Origin of the sequence: Photorhabdus caribbeanensis (assembly GCF_018448885.1) — a bacterium.
Taxonomy (GTDB): Bacteria; Pseudomonadota; Gammaproteobacteria; order Enterobacterales; family Enterobacteriaceae; genus Photorhabdus; species Photorhabdus caribbeanensis.
Genome location: NZ_RCWB01000001.1, coordinates 13,050 through 33,103, shown reverse-complemented (window position 1 = coordinate 33,103; position 20,054 = coordinate 13,050). Strand labels below are relative to the sequence as shown.

21 protein-coding genes and 1 pseudogene are annotated in these 20,054 nt (G+C 41.0%); 19 read left to right on the top strand and 3 right to left on the bottom strand.

The window, feature by feature from the left end; translation table 11 throughout:
* Nucleotides 1-356 precede the first annotated feature (356 nt).
* The 15 genes from EAE90_RS00170 to EAE90_RS00100 all read left to right on the top strand — a co-directional run bounded on the left by EAE90_RS00170 (nt 357) and on the right by EAE90_RS00100 (nt 10,917).
* A complete protein-coding gene (locus EAE90_RS00170; RefSeq protein ID WP_214051747.1) occupies nt 357-1,175 on the top strand; it encodes a helix-turn-helix transcriptional regulator in 819 nt (272 codons plus the stop codon).
* A 116-nt stretch (nt 1,176-1,291) separates the two neighbouring features.
* A complete protein-coding gene (locus tag EAE90_RS00165) occupies nt 1,292-2,128 on the top strand; it encodes a T3SS regulon anti-activator ExsD domain-containing protein (protein WP_214051746.1) in 837 nt (278 codons plus the stop codon).
* A gap of 14 nt (nt 2,129-2,142) precedes the next feature.
* Nucleotides 2,143-2,565, top strand: coding sequence for a YscB family type III secretion system chaperone (locus tag EAE90_RS00160; protein WP_214051745.1), 423 nt, complete (start codon nt 2,143-2,145; stop codon nt 2,563-2,565).
* On the top strand, nt 2,553-4,403 hold the full coding sequence (gene sctC / locus EAE90_RS00155) for a type III secretion system outer membrane ring subunit SctC (RefSeq protein ID WP_281422283.1): 1,851 nt from the start codon (nt 2,553-2,555) through the stop codon (nt 4,401-4,403). The genes EAE90_RS00160 and sctC overlap by 13 nt, the downstream gene beginning before the upstream one ends.
* Nucleotides 4,400-5,671 carry a type III secretion system inner membrane ring subunit SctD gene (gene sctD / locus EAE90_RS00150; protein ID WP_214051743.1) on the top strand — a complete coding sequence of 424 codons (1,272 nt, stop codon included), beginning with the start codon at nt 4,400-4,402 and terminating at the stop codon, nt 5,669-5,671. The genes sctC and sctD overlap by 4 nt, the downstream gene beginning before the upstream one ends.
* Nucleotides 5,668-5,907, top strand: coding sequence for an EscE/YscE/SsaE family type III secretion system needle protein co-chaperone (locus EAE90_RS00145; protein ID WP_214051742.1), 240 nt, complete (start codon nt 5,668-5,670; stop codon nt 5,905-5,907). The genes sctD and EAE90_RS00145 overlap by 4 nt, the downstream gene beginning before the upstream one ends.
* Nucleotides 5,873-6,127 (top strand): type III secretion system needle filament subunit SctF, encoded by a 255-nt coding sequence (gene sctF / locus EAE90_RS00140; protein ID WP_214051741.1) that lies wholly within the window; start codon nt 5,873-5,875, stop codon nt 6,125-6,127. Before EAE90_RS00145 ends, sctF begins: the two co-directional genes overlap by 35 nt.
* Before the next feature lie 2 nt (nt 6,128-6,129).
* Complete coding sequence (locus tag EAE90_RS00135; RefSeq protein WP_214051740.1) at nt 6,130-6,483, top strand: YscG family type III secretion system chaperone; 354 nt, start codon at nt 6,130-6,132, stop codon at nt 6,481-6,483.
* The gene (locus tag EAE90_RS00130; protein ID WP_214051739.1) at nt 6,476-7,042 is read left to right on the top strand and encodes a YopR family T3SS polymerization control protein; all 567 of its coding nucleotides are present in this window, start codon (nt 6,476-6,478) and stop codon (nt 7,040-7,042) included. Before EAE90_RS00135 ends, EAE90_RS00130 begins: the two co-directional genes overlap by 8 nt.
* A 75-nt stretch (nt 7,043-7,117) precedes the next feature.
* Nucleotides 7,118-7,456 carry a type III secretion system inner rod subunit SctI gene (gene sctI, locus EAE90_RS00125; RefSeq protein ID WP_214051738.1) on the top strand — a complete coding sequence of 113 codons (339 nt, stop codon included), beginning with the start codon at nt 7,118-7,120 and terminating at the stop codon, nt 7,454-7,456.
* Nucleotides 7,457-7,462: 6 nt separating this feature from the next.
* Entirely contained in the window at nt 7,463-8,200 is a 738-nt protein-coding gene (gene sctJ, locus EAE90_RS00120) for a type III secretion system inner membrane ring lipoprotein SctJ (RefSeq protein ID WP_275669905.1), read from the top strand.
* The gene (locus EAE90_RS00115; RefSeq protein WP_214051737.1) at nt 8,201-8,827 is read left to right on the top strand and encodes a Yop proteins translocation protein K; all 627 of its coding nucleotides are present in this window, start codon (nt 8,201-8,203) and stop codon (nt 8,825-8,827) included.
* Nucleotides 8,806-9,423, top strand: coding sequence for an HrpE/YscL family type III secretion apparatus protein (locus EAE90_RS00110; protein WP_214051736.1), 618 nt, complete (start codon nt 8,806-8,808; stop codon nt 9,421-9,423). Before EAE90_RS00115 ends, EAE90_RS00110 begins: the two co-directional genes overlap by 22 nt.
* Nucleotides 9,424-9,598: 175 nt before the next feature.
* On the top strand, nt 9,599-10,534 hold the full coding sequence (locus tag EAE90_RS00105; protein WP_214051735.1) for a YopT-type cysteine protease domain-containing protein: 936 nt from the start codon (nt 9,599-9,601) through the stop codon (nt 10,532-10,534).
* Nucleotides 10,531-10,917 (top strand): CesT family type III secretion system chaperone, encoded by a 387-nt coding sequence (locus tag EAE90_RS00100; protein ID WP_214051734.1) that lies wholly within the window; start codon nt 10,531-10,533, stop codon nt 10,915-10,917. Before EAE90_RS00105 ends, EAE90_RS00100 begins: the two co-directional genes overlap by 4 nt.
* Before the next feature lie 218 nt (nt 10,918-11,135).
* Here EAE90_RS00100 and cspE read toward each other — a convergent pair whose 3' ends face one another.
* Both cspE and EAE90_RS00090 read right to left on the bottom strand, forming a co-directional pair.
* Nucleotides 11,136-11,351 (bottom strand): transcription antiterminator/RNA stability regulator CspE, encoded by a 216-nt coding sequence (gene cspE / locus EAE90_RS00095; protein WP_214051733.1) that lies wholly within the window; start codon nt 11,349-11,351, stop codon nt 11,136-11,138.
* 461 nt (nt 11,352-11,812) lie between these two features.
* Nucleotides 11,813-12,115, bottom strand: coding sequence for a hypothetical protein (locus tag EAE90_RS00090; RefSeq protein ID WP_214051732.1), 303 nt, complete (start codon nt 12,113-12,115; stop codon nt 11,813-11,815).
* Nucleotides 12,116-12,987: 872 nt separating this feature from the next.
* Here EAE90_RS00090 and EAE90_RS00085 point away from each other — a divergent pair.
* Nucleotides 12,988-14,064 (top strand): hypothetical protein, encoded by a 1,077-nt coding sequence (locus EAE90_RS00085; RefSeq protein ID WP_214051731.1) that lies wholly within the window; start codon nt 12,988-12,990, stop codon nt 14,062-14,064.
* Nucleotides 14,065-14,667: 603 nt separating this feature from the next.
* Here the strand turns inward: EAE90_RS00085 and EAE90_RS00080 are convergent.
* Nucleotides 14,668-15,120 (bottom strand): hypothetical protein, encoded by a 453-nt coding sequence (locus EAE90_RS00080; RefSeq protein ID WP_214051730.1) that lies wholly within the window; start codon nt 15,118-15,120, stop codon nt 14,668-14,670.
* A 1,278-nt stretch (nt 15,121-16,398) separates the two neighbouring features.
* On the opposite strand from EAE90_RS00080, the gene EAE90_RS00075 reads away from it, so the two are divergent.
* The 3 genes and pseudogenes from EAE90_RS00075 (at nt 16,399) to atoD (ending at nt 20,052) form a co-directional block, all read left to right on the top strand.
* The gene (locus EAE90_RS00075; protein ID WP_214051729.1) at nt 16,399-17,481 is read left to right on the top strand and encodes a hypothetical protein; all 1,083 of its coding nucleotides are present in this window, start codon (nt 16,399-16,401) and stop codon (nt 17,479-17,481) included.
* Nucleotides 17,482-17,703: 222 nt separating this feature from the next.
* Nucleotides 17,704-18,729, top strand: a pseudogene (locus tag EAE90_RS00070) (sigma 54-interacting transcriptional regulator); the annotation flags it as partial.
* Between the two features lie 663 nt (nt 18,730-19,392).
* Nucleotides 19,393-20,052, top strand: coding sequence for an acetate CoA-transferase subunit alpha (atoD, locus tag EAE90_RS00065; protein ID WP_214051728.1), 660 nt, complete (start codon nt 19,393-19,395; stop codon nt 20,050-20,052).
* Nucleotides 20,053-20,054 lie beyond the last annotated feature (2 nt).

The following is a 20,054-nucleotide window of genomic DNA, read 5'->3' as shown; positions in this document are numbered from 1 at the left end:
CCTAAATAATAAGGAGATAACTATCAATATCAGTCAAGACAAAAGGTCCGGTTTATAACCAAGAGTGCAAAATTTATAAGCAATCGTTATCGTGTGAAAAAATGATCACTTTTCACTCTTCGTTTAGAAAGTGTTTATAAACCGTGAGAATAATACAGTATTTGAGCCAAGGAACATAAATAGGCCCACTAGCAAAAATCATTTTAATTAAAAGGTGCTATAGTTAACCATCAGGTTAAATACGTGAATTATTCTTTCTGTCTATTTCAGACAGCGAAACTAAAGAAAATATCTATTAATAATAATAATGTGATTTGTATTTTTAAGACATACACCAACAGATCCAGGACAATAGAATGAACGGCATCACAACATCAGGGAAGGGAATGGATATCTCATTATTCCAGCGTAGCATGCCTGCCTTTAACGTTATAGAACATCCTCAAGAAGGGATATATATCCTGCTCGAAGGTGAAATGACATGGCAGGATAGTACCAATACCTACGATATCTCCCACAACGAACTGCTTTTTGTTCGTCGTGGCAGTTATGCAGCAAAAACACGCAGTGATACCTGTAAGCTACTCTGGTTGCCTCTGAGCACCACTTTTCTCCACGGTTTTCTGCAACGTTTTGGTACTCTGCTCAGTGAGGTCGAGCGGCACAATATGCCAACACCCGAATTAATTGCATTTACCTCATCGCCTCTGTTATCTCAAAGTATAAATGGCCTGGTCGATCTACTGGCACATGATTACCCCGCAGCGTTAGGTCAACTCAGAACAGAAGAATTGCTGTTGTTGATGGCATTTGGAGAACAAGGTTCTTTACTCATGTCAGTATTACGACAATTGAGCAACCGCCAAGTGGAACGTTTGCAAAGTTTTATGGAAAACCACTACCTTAAGGAGTGGAAACTCAGTGAATTTGCTAAAGAATTTGGTATGGGATTAACCACCTTCAAGGAGTTGTTCCGTTCGGTATACGGAATATCACCCCGCGCCTGGATCAGTGAACGTCGCATTCTTTATGCACACCAACTCCTACTCAATAGCGAGATGAGTATTGTTGATATTTCAATGGAAGCTGGATTCTCCAGCCAATCTTACTTCACTCAAAGCTATCGAAGACGCTTTAATTGCACACCCAGTCGAGCCAGGTATGGCAAAGAGTAACGATGGGCTAAAATAATCTGACGTTTTTTACAAGTTAACCATTGGCCTGACAGATAAAATAAGGCCACTCCTAATTTAATCGACAAGAGTGACTAGCAGCAAGAGATGAGCATAGCATGAGCCAGCAAGACCATATTCAGACTCGAACCAGCATGTTTCTCGGCCGCAAGATCTCTGTCATGCAGTCGGGAATTCCACGCCGGGATCAGTTACTCGGAAAATCATCGGCTATTCAGTATCAGAATAGAGACATTATTAATAGCCAACAGTTTATTTTATTACAACGCTTGCTACCCAGGCATCTGCTGGAAAGCCTGATGAAATCCGCCTGGTTTCGTAGACGGTTAAATTGCGGGCAAGCTTTACGGCGTGATGACCTACAACAGCTCATTAGAGCGGCGGCAAAACCGGAATGTGATTGGAATAAGGTATTGGGGGACCGCATAAACCTGGCTGACAAGCATCTTTTACAGCACTGGGTATTGCAGCCGCTATTTGACTGGTGGCTCCGTTTGTTAGAACCAGAGATAAATTTCTGGTTCACTGAATTTGAACAGTTACAGATTCAAGAACGGCAACTGTGTGCTAAAGCGCATTTTTGGCAGCAAGCAGAAAGCGTCTCATCTCAATGCCGGGAACAACAACATCAAGAGGTTATATCTTTGCAAACAGCGCTTAACCAACGCAAGCAACTATTAGAAAAGCTGCTGTTGACAACGGAAACCCAAGCTCGCGAAGCATGGCCCAACTGGTTTACCGGGTTGGACGCACTCCAAGCTGGCGGCGATCTAACCGCTTTTACACCGGTTCCCGAAGCATTGTCATCCTGTTGGACGTGGTTAACCGCTTTAGAGCATGACAACGAGTCGGCCATTCACTTACAAAAATGGCTTTGTGCCCGTGTTCTGTGTCTGCCACAAGACAGTTTTTATTGGCAATTGACGACGACCTAATTATTAGAGGAAACATGCAAACTCTACTCAATCATTTGGCCAGTCGCTTGGGCCAGAAGCCTTTCGTTTCCGACAGACAAGGGCATTACCATTTGCACATTGATAACTACAACCTGTTTCTTCGCCAACAGGGAACTGAACTTGTGTTATCCAGCCCGCTCAGCTGGCGCCATAACCCAAAAGATCCGTCAGGCGCAGAGTTACTGAAAACACTATTACAACAGGTTACGCGTTGGGGACGCCATGCACCCCACGCACTGACCTTGGATGAATCAGAGAATCTTATTCTGGAGGCACGTCTTAACTTTAATAGTTTGGATGCCCAAATACTGGAACAGATGCTAACCATGCACGTCGATCTACTGGAACAAGTTATGGCTTTATTGTCAGAAACCCAATCCTCCCCCCAATGGAAACAGGTAATATGGCAACCATGAAACAGTTCCAACGGCTATGCCGTTCCCTACTGTTGTCGTTGAGCATCAGCGGTGTGACGATCCCTTCTGCTTATAGCCAAGATCTAGATTGGTTTCCTACGCCTTATAGTTATTTGGCAAAAGGAGAAAGCTTGCGGGACGTACTGGTTAATTTCGGCGCTAACTATGAAGCCTCAGTGGTTGTCAGTGACAAAGTGACCGATCAAGTTAACGGCCATTTTGAGCAGGACACTCCTCAGGAATTCCTGCAACATTTATCCTCTCTCTATAATCTGGTCTGGTACTACGACGGGAGTGTGCTGTATGTATTCAAAAACAGCGAAATACAATCGCGCCTGCTTAAGCTTGAACAAACCAACGCAACCGAGCTACAGCAAGCCCTAAAACGTTCAGGCATTTGGGAACCACGCTTTGGCTGGCGTCCAGATCCAAGCAACCAACTGGTTTACGTATCTGGTCCTCCCCGTTATCTCGAACTGGTTGATCAAACTGCATCTGCACTGGAACAACAATCTTTGCTGCGTAGCGAAAAAACCGGCGCCTTAACAGTGGAAATTTTTCCACTCAAATACGCCTCAGTGGTCGATCGCAAGATCCAATATCGTGATACCAGTATTGAGGCACCAGGCATAGCCACTATTCTCTCCCGATTGCTCAGTGATGCCAATATAACCGCAGTCACAGGTGAGATGTCATCATCTACGGGAGGAAACCACTCAACCCGTGCTGTCGTACAGGCAGAACCCTCCCTAAATGCCATCATTGTACGGGACAATCCAGAAAGGATGCCCATGTACGCCCATTTGATCAACATACTGGACAAACCCTCTGCCCGTATTGAAGTCGCACTTTCTATCGTCGACATCAACGCAGATAACCTTTCAGAACTGGGCGTCGACTGGCAAGTCGGTATCAACACCGGGCCTCGTCACATTATCGATATTACAACTTCCGCCGGGGAAAAAAATGAGGGCAAAGGAAAAGGAGAAAGCCTCGGCTCAGCAGCATTAGGTAGCTTAGTCGATCGCCGTGGCCTGGATTACCTGCTAGCCAAAATAACTTTGCTTGAGAGTAAAGGCAGCGCTCAGGTGGTTTCCCGCCCTACACTTTTAACGCAAGAGAATACTCAAGCGGTCATTGACAACAATGAAACCTATTACGTGAAAGTTAATGGTGAACGTGTTGCCGAGCTAAAAAGCCTTACCTATGGCACTATGCTACGCATGACCCCTAGAGTCATCCAATTAGGAAACACCTCCGAGATCAGTTTAGACCTGCACATTGAAGATGGTAATCAGAAACCTAATAGCTCAGGCCGGGATGGCATCCCAACTATCAGCCGAACCGTTGTTGATACCGTTGCCAGAGTTGGGCATGGGCAAAGTCTGCTGATCGGCGGTATCTACCGCGACGAAATGAGTCAAATAACACGCAAGGTACCATTTTTAGGCGACATTCCCTACTTGGGTGTCTTGTTCCGCAATACCAGTGAGCAAGTTCGTCGCTCAGTACGGCTATTCATTATTGAACCACGCCTGATCGACAGTGGGATAGCCCATTATCTGGCCCTTGGTAACGGACAAGATCTACGCTCAGGGTTACTGGCGACACACGATATCTCTAATCAGAGTATTGCTCTGGGTAAAGTACTGAGTAGCGCACAATGCCAACCGCTATCCTCGGCCCGTCAAGTACAAGAAACATTACGGCAAGCGGGAAAAAGCTCATTTCTAACCTCCTGCCGAATGGGTAACACTTATGGATGGCGAGTCATTGAACAGCAATGTTCACTTAAGGAGACCTGGTGTGTTCGTGTGCAAAATAAGGCGAACAGATGAGTTGGAAAATTCGCTTTTACCGCGGACTGAATAAAAGTATTGAGGTTAATTTAGCTGAAGGACGTTTAGTCATCGGCTCAGACCCCCTACAGGCAGACATCGTTCTGGTGGATGAAGGTGTTGCTCCTGTGCACCTGATCTTAGAAGTCGAACCAGACTCAATCCGCCTGTTGGAATGGGCCGGTGAAGTCGCACCAAGTCAGAATGGCGAACCGCTATCATCGGGCGCCACATTGCAAGCACTGGCCCGTCAGGAGGCAGGTCCGTTATTGTGGGCCTTTTGTTACCAGCAACATGCATTCCCAAACCAACTCGCTGAACCGGCGGTCACGCCACACCCGCGCCCTGCCCGCCAAAATCGTAGCTGGGTAGCGGGCGGGATGTTGATACTTTGTCTGGTGCTGGCACTTGGTCTTCTCGTTCTGCTTGGACATGAAGGATGGCAAAGGAGCAACATGTCCAATAGCATTGCCGAGCAAGAACTACGCCGTTTTCTCAATGACGATTCAGCTTATCGCCAAGTGAGTGTACAAATGATGCCCGATCACGGGCCGCTGTTGCTCAAAGGTTATGTGAACCTCAATCAACAACGGCTAGCGCTGCAACAGTATCTTGATGCCCACTCTCTTAGTTATCGGCTGGAGTTACGCACTATGGAAGAGCTACGTCAGGGAGTGGATTTCATTTTACAAAAACTGGGTTATACCCAAGTTCAGAGCAGTAATAGTAAACAACCCGGTTGGGTCCGCCTTATGGGAGAAGTCACTGATACCAGCCAGCAATGGAACGATATTGAATCACTACTCAAACGTGATGTTCCAGGCTTACTGGGCATAGAAAACAAGACGAAGTTCACAGGTAGCCATCTCAAGCGACTAGACATGTTATTGGCTAAACATGATTTACCCGACACGCTGACTTACAAGGATAAAAACGATCGTATTGAGTTCACAGGTCAACTGGACGATCACCAAACTCATAACTTCTACCGCTTACAGCAAGTATTTAAGCAAGAGTTCGGCAACCGGCCGGCACTGGTATTACTGAACAATAAGCGGCTCACCCGCAATGATGAACTCAATTTCGACGTCCGGGCAGTTTCCCTCGGGCGTGTACCCTATGTAGTACTCAAAAACAACCTGCGTTACCCCGTCGGAGCAACCACAGAAAATGGTTTGAGAATCGAGGCCATCCGTCAAGATGCGATTGTTATTACCAAGGGCGAGCAGCAATTTATTATCAAACTTAACAGGAGCCCGGCTTTATGATGACATCCCTGGAAGCACGACTGTTTGGTGCTGATCCCACTTATGTCAACGAAATGCAACTCCGCCTCTCTCAGGCGCTGAACGATATCAAACAACGCCTGAGACGTGGCGGTTCGGTACAAGAATACCAACAATGGCAACTGGAGGCTGATGCCATCCAAGCCGCAATCACAATACTTAACACAACAGAAGGAGACCATCATGGCCCAAATTTTTACTTCCGCAAAGGACGCTAATACCCTCGATAGGGTTGCAGCTCAATTGAGTGGAAAAGCCAATGAAGCCGAAACAGACGTCAGTGCCGCCATTACCGCCCTCAAAGACGGGCCTGATAACCCCGCTTTGCTAGCTGATTTACAACACAAAATCAACAAATGGTCGGTAATCTACAACATCAACTCTACTGTCACCCGGTCCATGAAAGACCTGATGCAGGGTATATTACAGAAGATCTAATCATGACACGTTCACTCAAAGGACTACTGGCCGATATTGCTCTGGTTGGAAGCGGCCATCACTGCCATGACGAAGCTAATATTATTGCCGACTGGCTGATGTCAAGCGAGGAAGGGCAAGAAGCCGCAAACCTGATTCGGCTCTCTTCTTTAACGAACCAAGGCCAATATCAACAGGCTCTGGATTTTGGCCGGAATCTTCCCTGGCCTAATCTGGAACCTTGGTTAGCGTTGTGTGAGTGGCGTCTGGGACTGGCATCAGCCCTGGAGCAGAGACTGACGCGAATGGCTAGCAGTGATGATCCACAATTGCTCTCCTTCGTTGACGGCATGCGGGAACAACTGGCTCATGGATAGGATTGAAGGACCATCCCATAACATCGTGTCGCCATCAAAGGTACAACCTTCGGTTAGTTCCAGGCACCAGCACAGCTTTGAGCAAGCACTGGAAACCACGCCGGATCAGCAAATGCTGAAAGAGCGCCAACAACGCTGGCTACAGGGAGAATCGTTGGAAAATGTTTTAGGCGATTTTGATCCAGCGATACAGCGCAAAGTGACATGGCAGTGGTATCAGGCTTTATCGTCTGATAAACAGCCCGTCCAGCGTGCTCAGTTAGAAGACAAGCTGATCGCTCCGGTACAAGAGCAGCTATGGTCGCAGTTTGGCGGTTTGACATTACCTGTTAATCCATCGCTGGATATGCCAGAACTTAGAAAGATTGTTCGTGAATTTGCCCCCACAGGTCGACAACAGGAGACGGTGCTTCTCAAGATACTTGGCAAGATTGAACCTATGCCTGGCAATGAGTACCTGAGCGACCTTATCCGGCAAGAATTGAAAACACTGATCCCCCGTAACGGTATGGTGGATAACCTGATACGAAATTCACACAAACTCGATTTGGAAGAATAATGGACCAACCACAACTCAGTGAAACAGGGATAGACAACCTAGATAAACTCAACCTACCTCAAATTTGGAGGAACAATGGATCTACCACAGATAAGTGAGACACTAATCACCAGCCTGGATGAACTTAATACACCTCAGGCCAGTGCCGAAAATATTGCGAGTTTTGAACACGCTATGTCCAATCAAGATCAGGGGATTGGAAACAATCTGATCAGTGAATTGGGCCAGTTCAGACAACAATTTACTCAGGCTAAACAGGAACTGGAAGCGCAGCTAGCAGTCCCTGGCAGTGATCCTAACAGCCTGATGCAAATGCAGTGGTCTCTGATGCGAATCACCCTGCAAGAAGAGCTGATTGCCAAAACGGTAGGACGGCTCAATCAAAACATTGAAACCTTAATGAAAGCCCAGTGAGGAGCTGTGAAGAAACACTATATAATCTGCGTTATGCTCGCTGTCCTGATGCTAACTGGCTGTAAAATCGAACTCTACACCGGTGTCAGCCAAAAAGAAGGCAACGAAATGTTAGCCTTGCTCAGGGAAGCGGGCATTTCCTCTGATAAGCAGCCAGACAAAGATGGCAATATCAAGCTGTTAGTCGAAGAGTCTGATGTGGCACAAGCGGTTGAAGTGCTCAAACGTAAAGGATATCCACGGGAGAACTTCTCTTCGTTACAAGATGTCTTCCCCAAAGACGGCCTTATCTCCTCGCCAATAGAAGAGCGGGCGCGGCTTAACTTCGCCAAAGCGCAGGAGATCGCCCGAACACTTTCTGAGATCGATGGTGTGCTGGTGGCTCGGGTACATGTTGTTCTACCCGAAGAGCAAGACAAACTGGGTAAAAAGCTATCTCCAGCCTCTTCCTCGGTGTTTATCAAACACGCTGCGGACGTGCAACTTGACACTTACATTCCTCAGATCAAGCAACTGGTTAATAACAGCATTGAAGGGTTAAGTTATGATCGGATCAGCGTCGTATTAGTGCCCGCAGCGGGCGTACGTCAGGTACCGCTGGCGCCACGCTACTCCACTCTGTTCTCTATCCAAGTGACTGAAGAGTCACAGGGGCGTCTGATTGGGCTGTTGGTACTATTATTAGCCTTACTATTTGTCAGTAATCTGGCGCAATTCCTGTGGCATCGAAGCAGGATGCAATAAATGGCAACAGCATTAACGCCCTATCAGTTTCGGTTTTGCCCTGCCAGCTATATTCATTCTGATCATCTATCACCAGAATGGCTTACAGTCTTATCTTCCCTGCCTGAGTGGCGAAACTCCCCCAGGCTTAATGGGCTATTGCTAACCCAATTTGATCTGAATGTGGATTATGAATTACCAACCGGGTTGGGAAATCTCGCCCTGTTAGAACAATCGTGCTTAGAACAACTGCTTACCTGGCTAGGAGCCTTACTGCACGGGCAAGCTATCCGCCATTGCCTGCTGGCGACAGAACTTCGCCACTTACACGACTCACTAGGAAAAGAGGGACACCGCTTCTGTTTAAAGTATCTCGATATCATTATTGGCAACTGGCCGACTGGCTGGCAACGCTCGTTACCACCAGTAATCAATGCAAACTATTTTCTTACCAGTGCCTTACAGTTCTGGCTAACAGCGATGGAGCCTCTTCCTATCGATTTCGCTAAACGCCTGAACCTGCGGCTTCCCCCTCATGAAAACCTCCCGGCCTGGCCTGTCAGCCAGGCAGAACGACCGTTGGCACAAGCATTGTGTCTCAAATTGGCTAAGCAAGTGAACACAGAATGTTACCATTTATTAAAATAACAACAGAGCATCTTCAACTGTCCCCTGAACTCCAGATACTGCGTAAAGCGGACTATCAGACCTGCCTCAGCGCCAAATCTCTGCTTGAGGCTGCCCGGCTCCAAGCACAAGAAATTGAACGTGACGCACAGGCGGTTTATGAGCAACAAAAAGAGTTGGGTTGGCAAGCAGGTATTGATGCTGCCCGCGCAGAACAAGCTAACTTGATTCATCAAACCCAGTTGCAATGCCAGCAATATTACCGGCAGGTGGAGCAACAGATGAGCAATGTAGTCTTGCAGGCTGTACGTAAAATCCTAAAGAATTATGACCAAGTTTCCCTCACCTTACAGGTAGTTCGTGAAGCCCTGTCATTAGTCAGCAACCAAAAGCAAGTTATTTTACGCGTTAATCCTGAACAAGCCGCAACAGTTCGCGAACAGATATCCCGGGTACACAAAGATTTCCCTGAGATCGGCTACTTAGAGATCACCGCTGATGAACGTCTCGATCAAGGGGGCTGTATTTTAGAAACAGAAGTCGGGATCATTGATGCCAGTTTAGATAGCCAATTAGAAGCGCTGATGTCTGCCATCAATAACCAATGGCAAAATTGAAGACGCCATCACGCTTCAAAGAGATAATCGGTTTTCGACGGAAAATGAAAATTTCTTCTGCCGTTATTAATATTCTCTATTTCGACAAAACATTATGATTCACTCTATCTGATATCCAAGCACATATGCGTACCCCTTGGAATAATCACAAATAAAACCACTAAAGGAGTGACCATTGTCTCCCATCTCAAGTATTAATCACCAAAGAATATTTCCTACCCAACAGCTCGATACCACAGCCGTTAATCAACCACAGGGGGAACTGTCGGGTAAATCCCTGAAAGTCTCTTCACCAAAACCAGGGTTGTTAGAGCGTCTTTCAGCGACGATTCAACGCAATCTACCGGGCCACTCCATGCTCGATCGCCAACTAACCACCGATGGTAAGAAGAATCAAGAGAGCCGCTTCTCGTTCAGCATGATAAAAGACAGAATCGTTCACTTTGCGGTAAGCACCAAGTTAGGGAGTGTTCGAGATTCTGCTAGTAAGCACGGCGGCGAAGTTACTTTCAAGTTCGCCCAGACCAAAGGCACCTTTCTGGACCAAATCATGAAACATAGCGACACCTCCGGCGGGGTTTGTGAATCCATATCAGCTCATTGGATAAGCGCTCATGCCAAAGGGGAAAGTGTCTTTGACCAACTCTATGTGGGCGGGCAAAAAGGGCAGTTTCATATTGATTCTCTGGTTTCCATTAAGCAGTTACAGATGGATGGCATGGACCCATATGCCGAGCAAAGTCAAATAACGGAATCCTGGCTCAGTGAGAACGGCGTCCAACCACGAAGCCAGCTTGATACAAACGGGGAAACTGGCAGCAAAGGCACAAAAGATCTATTAAACGCTATCCTGGATACAGGTAATAAGGGATCAGGCTACAAAAAGATCAGTTTTGAAGGACAGATGGCCGGACACACCGTAGCCGCCTATGTCGATGACCAGAAGGGTGTTACCTTCTTCGATCCTAACTTCGGCGAGTTCAACTTCCCGGATAAAACCTCATTCTCCAACTGGTTCTCTCAAGATTTCTGGTCCAAATCCATGTACAACAAGGAAATCGGTCTGGGACAAAATTTCTACGTTTCCAACTTCGAGCCTAAAACACGATGACACACGACTATCACCAGCTTATAGAAGCGCTGTTCTCTAAACTTGGCGTACCTGCATCTCCTACTGACGATGATATCTACACTTTGGAAGTTGACGGGCGTTTTCAGGTATTGATTGGCTGTTATCACGACAACTGGCTACAGTTGTTTTGCGAATTAGGGACCGAAGTCAGTCATGCCGACAACCTTTTTGGACAACATTGGCCTGCTCATATCCAGGGAAATCTGGATGGACAAGCGATTCTATGGTCGCAACGTCCCTTGGTCGAAGTAGATGTAGCCGAGCTACAAGCTTGGTTAGAACGATTTATTGATGACATTGAGCAGCACTTAACGCCAGCTCAACAACCTAAAGATCTGCCGCCTTCTTTGATGCGGGTTTGATGACTCAATAAGAACCACTGCCGAACTATAGATTCAATGGAAACTTCAATATTTGGTTCCCTTTAAACTACCAAGACAAAATAATCAAAGCAAAATACGACTATCACCATACAAAAAACCCGCACTTACGGCGGGTTTTTACTTATTAACAACTTTAATTACTCAGGATATTACCTTCATCGCTATCATAAAGTTGCTAATAGATTTAAGCAGTTAAATTAAGATAATACGACAACATTTACTGCGGATGGACCTTTAGCGCCATTCTCAATAGAGAACGAAACTTCCTGCCCCTCTTCCAAGGTTTTGAAACTATTACTCTGAATTGCAGAATAATGAACAAATACATCTTTACTACCATCTTTTGGAGAAATAAAGCCAAAACCTTTATCGTTATTAAACCATTTTACTGAGCCAGTCATTGCATTAGACATAGAATTTTCCTTTAATTTTATTAAGTTGCCATAAGGCGTTATAAGGTCTGTTTTTCAGTTTTACTTATGGGTACTATTACGGGTACTAATTAGAAGGAATTCGCAATGAAGTGGTATCGGGGATAACGCTAAATGGTGAACTGCTTTAACTTTAATACTTTTCATAAAAACTTTTCATAAATAGGTCTGTACTTCCAAACCAGTGACGCCATTAAATCACATTGATTGGTTATTAGCAAATTTTAATTTCATTTATTTTTTCCTATTTGTTGTTCTCCTTTATCCTAAATTTCGGCTTTACCAATATTACATAGCTTTATCATAGCCATAACTAACTAATTATAAAAAGTTTTTATCCACAATCCCTATTTGCCGAGATAACGGCACTGTTTGAATTTACAATTTTTCCCTAACGCCCTAATCAGGCTACAATCCGTAGCCTGAAATTAGTGAAAATAAAGTTAACATCTTTCAGTCCTTAAACGACCATTGCAGTTCACGATTTGTGGTACCTGAGAATACGGGTAATATCCAGTACCGTTATCGATAAATCCTCCATTATCAGCAATACATTGCGCTGCAATACCGCAATTACTCTCTCCGATGTTCCAAACGATTGCATCACAAGACTGGGAAGCACGAGACAGATTCCACTGCACGATACACCCTTGATTAGTGAGTTCAATAGACTTATCGGCTCCACTGCCTGCGTTTGCGGCAGAAACAATCCCAAGAAGCAATGCTCCCAACATAAATTTCTTCATATTTATATATCCTTTAAGAATCATTCAATTATCGTAATAATGGCATTAACTAATTGAAATTAATTTTCATAGCTATCTTAGGTATGCAAATATATTTCTTAAATAACATTTAATCTCTGAACAAAATAATATAACCAATATTCTTTAGCGAATCGGTGAATTTCATATATCCATATTCAAAAAGTAGTCCATCTTCCACATTATTACAAGTCAATTGAAATATAATATGAAAAATCGCATGTTGATTTCAAATAGTTATCATTATAATGATATTATTTACCCTACAAAATTCTGGTGAGTTAAGTATAAATTTTTATTCATCAAACATTAACTAGACAGAACAATATAGATAAACTCTGGATAAGCAGAATTTAAATTAAACTTGAACAAAATCAATTCACTATAATATTTATATGCTTTAAACAATGCAAATCGTGATGGAATAATACGGACAAAAATAAATATTATGATAATATATTGTAAATCACATCTATGACATTACTTTAAAAATGGAAAAATATTTCAATATCTCCACAAGCATTAGGCAATTTCAGGTTATTCATCTATAATGAAATCATCCTAATAACAAAGTAATAATTAAAGAGATTCTATAAGAGAAAGATGGAATAATGTTAATGATTGATTCCAGCGTTAAACAGTAACCGAATTACAATAAAATATATTTTCAGGTAAACTTATTTACGTAAAGGGAATTGTTCTATGCACTGTAATTGAATTTATTTCTAGCAAGAAAATTTGGGGAAATACACAATAATCTCATTCAACACCTTGAAACCCTCTCACTTTGAACTATATTTATATTAACCATGTTTAATTATGAGAAAATTATTCATCCTTATAAGGGGTTAAAAATGAGCACAACTTTTAAATGGGACCCAAAGAATTCTCAGGTATATACCAAAGATTATGGAACTGGATCTATTAATCTTTTATCTACTCAGTCAGATTCATTCGATAAATTAGGTGGCGCTAATTTCACAATGAACGCTGAAAGTGAAACATTAACACTACAAAATGATTCCGATAATATACCTATTTATTGGCCGGAATTTAATCGCCACAATGACGGAACAATGACTGATAGCGGCAAAGGATTAGATATAAATGTATCCGCTGGAACATTATTAGTAGACTATCGGCTAAATGATCAAAACCATCCAGTTGATAGAAGCCATACAGTTGCGTATTTAGGGTGCTCTGAAAGCGCTAATTTTATTCTCAAAAATTCAGGCTCCTTGAGCATCAAAAATCCAGGAACTGTATTTATGTTTATAGATTATGTCGTTTCCAATAAACCGCCAAAACTCATCATGTCAGGACAAAGTAAATTTGAAATAAGACAAACAACAAAAATAGAAGACGATGTTCCCGCTTTTATATTTCTAGCTAGTGAAATTTCTCTAAGTGAATCATCTGATCTCACTTTTGAAAGTAGTAATCTCTACCTTGGAGATGGAAAATTTAATTACTGTAATATAAGCATACAAGATAAATCGACAGTAACCTTGATTAACAATGGCATAATGCAAAAAAATGATATAGAAAAAAATAAGACATGGTTCAAGCTTAAAGCAGGTTCTCCTTTACTAAACCTAGAATCTTTCGATGGTATCCATTTCCCACTCTACCTTGACAACGTAGAATATCCAGAAGGTCTATTTAATTTCATTACTACAGAAGGGAAGAATGAAGGGAAAATTATGATTGAATTCTCACAACAAAACCCTAATAACATAAAGGACAATATCAATAAGATATTTGATAGAAAACTAATAGCTATCAATAATAAAATAATTCCAAAAGAAAAACACGAAAATTATTTTAATATTGGTTATAAACCAGATCAATTCAAAAATGATCATAAATTTATGACCATAACAATATCACTTAAAAATCAATACCAATCATATCAGAAAATAAATATTTAGCAGTTCAAAATTAACTTTACTCTTTGTGGTACGATATCGAATAAGGTAATGTACCACTCAACGTCGATATAAATCAGCTATTATTTAATTATGGTAAACTATAGAACACATACTTTATAAACAATACCTAATGTGAAATTTTTTTCAAAAAACTCAGAATTAAACAATTTTATACTTCAACAATATATTTAACATGAATTAATAAAACCGAAAAAATCGAGTTATCACTTCACAAAACAGTCATCAAAGATATTCTATGTTGTTATATTCAGTAATTTCTTAAAATGGTAAAAATATTTATGAGAAAATTATATGCTCATAAAAACACAAATACAGTAATATTATACATATTTAACAGACTACACATTATTTCCCTAATATCAAACAGAATATACAATATCTTATATTAAAATAAAAAAGTAAGGCTACATCGAAGTGTAGCCTTAAACCTAGAATTAAAAACCAGCGAACTCGTTAAACAATCATATCTCTTTTCATTTATTAACCTTGCAAAATCTTATTCAAGTTTACAATCAGTTTATAATATATCAATAACACAATTAATTTGTAAAAATTACAATTTCAAAACCGGTTTATCTTGCGTTAGTACATTATCATTCTAACAGAATTCAGATCTCCTGGAGTCCCAGACACAACTTTCAAATTCTTATATCCCCCACCTCTAATATTATTACCTTGAGCCTCCCTTGATGCTCTATAATTAGGGTTATCACCAATAAAATACTTAATAGTTCCATCAGGAGTCCTTGCATCTTGGAACAACCAAATATTTCCAATATGTTCCCAATATTCCGTCATAACACTGAAACGAAGTGGCTTAATAATGTTATAATCAGTATTTGGTCCTATCACTGGAACATATATATATTGATCCGATAATGTCTGACCTGACCTGATCAGATACGATTGCGTCAAACTCCCTCCAGATAAATATATATCGCTACCTAAATCATCACTAATACTCCAAAGAACCGTAGTGATTTGATAGTCAAGGAGTTTCTCTAATTCTACGATATATTCTTTTTCTTCTTTCATTTCATTCACCTATATTATTAAATTAAAAAATCATAATAAGACTTTGAATAACATTAATATTTTCATTCAAAAATACAATATAAACTCTAAATTAATTAAATTGATGAACTAATCTCTGCCCCCCCATTAAGTTTAAAATTTATTGTTGGTTGTAAACTTTATCTTCTATTCCAAGAAGGCATTACTATTTTTATTTATCATGTTACGTTATTAATTATAATATAGCCAAAGATCTACTCTTTGCCACTAAATCCCAAAATTATTTCATAATATTTTATCCATCTTCATATTGAGACATTTAAAACCACAAAATCATTTATCTAAAAAAATAAAATCAGCTAATTATTCCTATCTGAATACCGACAAACAAGATTAAACAGAATAATATCATGCTCATGCTTATTATTATTTCACAATAAAATTAGTCATCCTAAAAATCATCACACTTAGGTGTATTCGCAATTAATTTTATGATTATTGCAGTATTTACAATGCATTATAGCATTCTACATATATTTCCCAAACAAGATTCTCGTCAGAGGATTACTTCATTTGACAATCGATAATAAAGTGTACGGAAATTAGAAATTTTCCTTTTTGAGATTTAAATCACATATAGGCAAACCGATTAGTTCAATCCGGTGCCTTAATTTTCTATACGACAAGAAATAAGGTAATAACAACCTATTAAAATGCGTTGATAAGCTTACCTAACATCAACTTACCCAACAAAACAGACACAACAAATAGATTAAATTTACAACAAAGATATCTGGCAGAAGATAACAAAAAAATATAAGTCCTCTATCCCTTATAGTGACAAAACGTTACTTAGAGAGAGTAAAGTTCTCAGCTTGAAAATAATATCGTCTTCGGATTATACATAATATTTATTGATTACATCAGTGCCCCACCAAACATAAATATCCTGACACAGAATTTTCACCTATCGTTATTTTTTCAATCACAAATAATTATTTATCAACTTAAACAACTCTCTTCACCAATTATCCTCAATCAAATCTGCATTTAAACCACATTATTCGGTTAGAAAGTAATGATAAACTATTCTCCCATAATATCATTCCTTACATAAATAAACCGTTGAAAAAGCTCTATCAAAAACAGGAAAAAGTGCTGATATCAAGCTCCATTGATCAGCAACAAAATCACAATGAAATAGGCTAAAGTATCTTGAAACTTACTTATTTTGAACTATATTTATATTAACCTACATTTAATAATGAAATAATATTAACTCAAAAAAGGGTAAAATTAATGAGCGAAAAATTTATCTGGGTCCCTGATGAAGATCAATTATACGGTCATCAACACGGCAGTCAAACTATTACTCCATCAAACTCTTTTGATAAAAATATGGGTTTCACCTTCAAAATGGACGCTGGAGAAAATACGTTAACACTGGATACTGATAACACAAATAGCATTAAAGCACACGATATTCATTGGCCCAGGCCATCAATTCCTGTTGAACTTAAAGAGGGATACGAGGTAGTACATAAGGCAGAAAATACAGATAAGACTTTAGGAGAAACAATAAACATATCCTCAGGCAATCTTATAATATCAGGAAGTCAAGAAAAACCTGTTAATTTTTATCTTAATTCTCAAGATCAAGATAGATATAAAATAAAATTACAAAACTCAAGTACCCTTGCAATAACAAAGACAAATACGGTCAGAATTAGCGGTCCCAAAAATAAAACACTAAAACCAGAAGAATCAGCAGTCGCTATATCAGGGTCAAGCCACCTTATTGTAGAGGCTTTGGTAGAAATACAGCAAAAAAACCAAGTGATAAAAGGTAATATTTCACTTGAATGTGATTTTTCCATCACTGAATTCTCTAAAGCCATGCTTAAAAGTCATTCGGTCGATATATATAATAGCAATATTATCTTACAAGATAATGCACAGATGTTAATTAGTTCTCAAATATTAAACATAAGAACTGATTTAGATGAACAAGGTCAACCTTTATTCGACACAAAATTCACTCTAAAAACCGGAGCGACTTTATTAAATCTTAACTCTCCAAATGGCACCGACTTTCCATTAGATATTCACAGAGAAAATTATCCTAAAGGTGTATTCAACTTCATGGCCGAAGGAAAAGAGAACACAGGAAAAGTCGTCATTGATGTTGCACCAAAAGATGCTAATGCCTATGGACTTAACACAATGCTCCGCAAAAATTTCACAGCGATTAATGGAACGGTAGTAGAAACCGGAGACCAAATGAAATATTTTGATTTCAGTTATGGAAAAGATACCCGTAATGGTAATCAGGTCGGAACAATAACTATTTCTCTTAGAAACCCTCACCTAAAATTGTCTTAACAAATAGATTCAAGGCATAGCATTGGATACAATGCCGTGCCTCTCGGTATTAACAGCTCATCCCTACGCCATACACCTATAAGGCTAAAGTGAACCAAACCCATTAGAAGCCCCTCACACTTACCCATTTTCCCCCTTGCTCCCATTCAGCAACGCTTTCTATACTCCCAATCACCGCCTTTTCCCTTATCCTAAACGGCGGGGTTTTTCGGAGGCTAATTGATGAAGCAGGAAGTCAATCAACGACACCGTGCCTCATCCGACAACTACGGTTGGGATCGGATCTTGACTAACAGCCCCAAAATGATGGCATTGTGCTGTGATACCGCGAAAATTGCCCGTAGCCACGCCAGAGTATTAATTACTGGTGAAAGTGGTACCGGTAAAGAGCTAATCGCTAAAGCCATTCATTATAATAGTCCGCGGGCTAAAGGGCCGTTCATTAAAATTAACTGTAGCGCTTTACCAGAGTCTTTGCTCGAAAGCGAATTATTCGGCCATGAAAAAGGGGCTTTTACTGGCGCGCAGATACAACGTCAGGGGCTATTTGAACGTGCAAATCAAGGCACCTTGTTACTTGATGAAGTTGGCGAAATGCCCCTTAACCTACAAGCCAAACTGTTGCGAATTTTGCAAGAAAAAGAGTTCGAACGTCTTGGCGGCAGCCAAACCATTAAAACCGATATTCGTTTAATCGCAGCAACCAACCGTGATCTGGCTATTATGGTGGAACAAGGGGAGTTTCGTCGGGACCTCTTTTACCGCCTTAACGTTATTCATCTTTCTCCTCCTCCGCTCCGGGAACGCCCTGAAGATATTATTTTGCTGGCCTATCATTTCTTGCAAAAATTCAGCGCAGAAAATAATAAAGAGATCATCGAATTGGATGCCAGTACATTGTCAATTCTGGCGGAATATCACTGGCCGGGTAATGTTCGCGAACTCTCTAATGCCCTTGAGCGTGCAGTTATCATGAGTACGGGGCGGGTTATTTTCCCCCATGACTTGCCAGCACATCTGTTATTCAAACCACCTTCACCGGCAATTTCTGAACCTCAACATACACTGGAACACGGCCACAGTCTGAAAGAAAGCATTAAAGCCTATGAACGTAAATTGATTAGCGCGGCTTTAGAAAATAATCAAGGTAATCGGTCACAAACCGCTCGAACTCTGGGAATTAGTCGCCGGGCGCTGATGTATAAACTTCAAGAATATCGTATTAATCCACTAAATTTGGCGGAATAGACAACCCTACATCGGCAAAACAGAGTATTGATGCAGGGTTATCTGCTTTCTATAAAAAAGATCATCCAAAAACTACATTTCTAACTTACATGTTTTTAACTTACACTTTTTTCTCTAATATTTACTAATCTATTAATACACGATTGAATATTTCTGGCTAGTTTTTAATTTTCAATTGCCATTATAATTGTAAAAATCATAACTTATTCATTTACCAATAAAGTGAAAGATAATCTCATGAGTGATATACCTTATAGATTTCAAGATACATCGCGGCGGCAAGGGAGCGAATCCCCGGAAGCATAGATAACTCTGTTACCGGGGTGAACGAGCGCAGCCAACAAAGAGGCAACTTGAAAGATGACGGGTATAATACAAAATTCAATTTCTATGCACTAATAACTGGCAAGACTTTATTCTCGGGCAATAACTTGCTCATTATGCAAAAAATAGCGAAACAAAACGTGCACACTTGTGCAAGATTTTGCACACCTCATATTTATTATTGGTATAAATCCGCACACACTTTTCTCAACCAGATAAATTAGAATTAATTAAATTTCAGTTAATTATAAAATATTCCCATTTAAATCCCGTCGCTGGCATACCCATTGCTATACTGATACACACCTATATCTATAAAATCCTATATAGGGAATCAATATGAAAAATAAACTCATTAGCATACAACAAGCTATGGAGCATTTTTATGACGGCATGACCATTATGGCTGGCGGTTTTATGGGCGTAGGCACACCTCCTCACTTAATCACTGCATTGCTGAACTCCGGCGTCAAAGATTTGACAATCATTGCTAACGATACCGCCGGGATTGACGTTGGTATCGGTCCCCTCGTAGTTAATAACCGAGTGAAAAAAGTCATCACCTCACATATTGGCACTAATCCGGAAACCGGACGCAAAATGCTTGCTGGAGAAATAGAAGTGGAACTGGTTCCTTTGGGAACGTTGATCGAACGTATTCGCTGCGGCGGAGCCGGTCTGGGCGGATTCCTGACCCCAACCGGGGTAGGTACTGTTGTAGAAGAGGGGAAACAAAAAATCACCGTCAATGGAACAGACTATTTGTTAGAACTCCCTCTACGTGCTGATCTGGCGCTAATTCAGGCTCATCTTGCCGATCATCATGGCAACCTCACCTACCAACTCAGTGCCCGAAATTTTAACCCAGTAATCGCCTTAGCGGCAGATATTACACTTGCCGAGCCGGATAAGCTGGTTGAAGTCGGTGAAATCGCACCGGACTCCGTGATAACACCCGGCGCATTGATCGACTACATCGTTTATCCTGGAGAAAATTAATC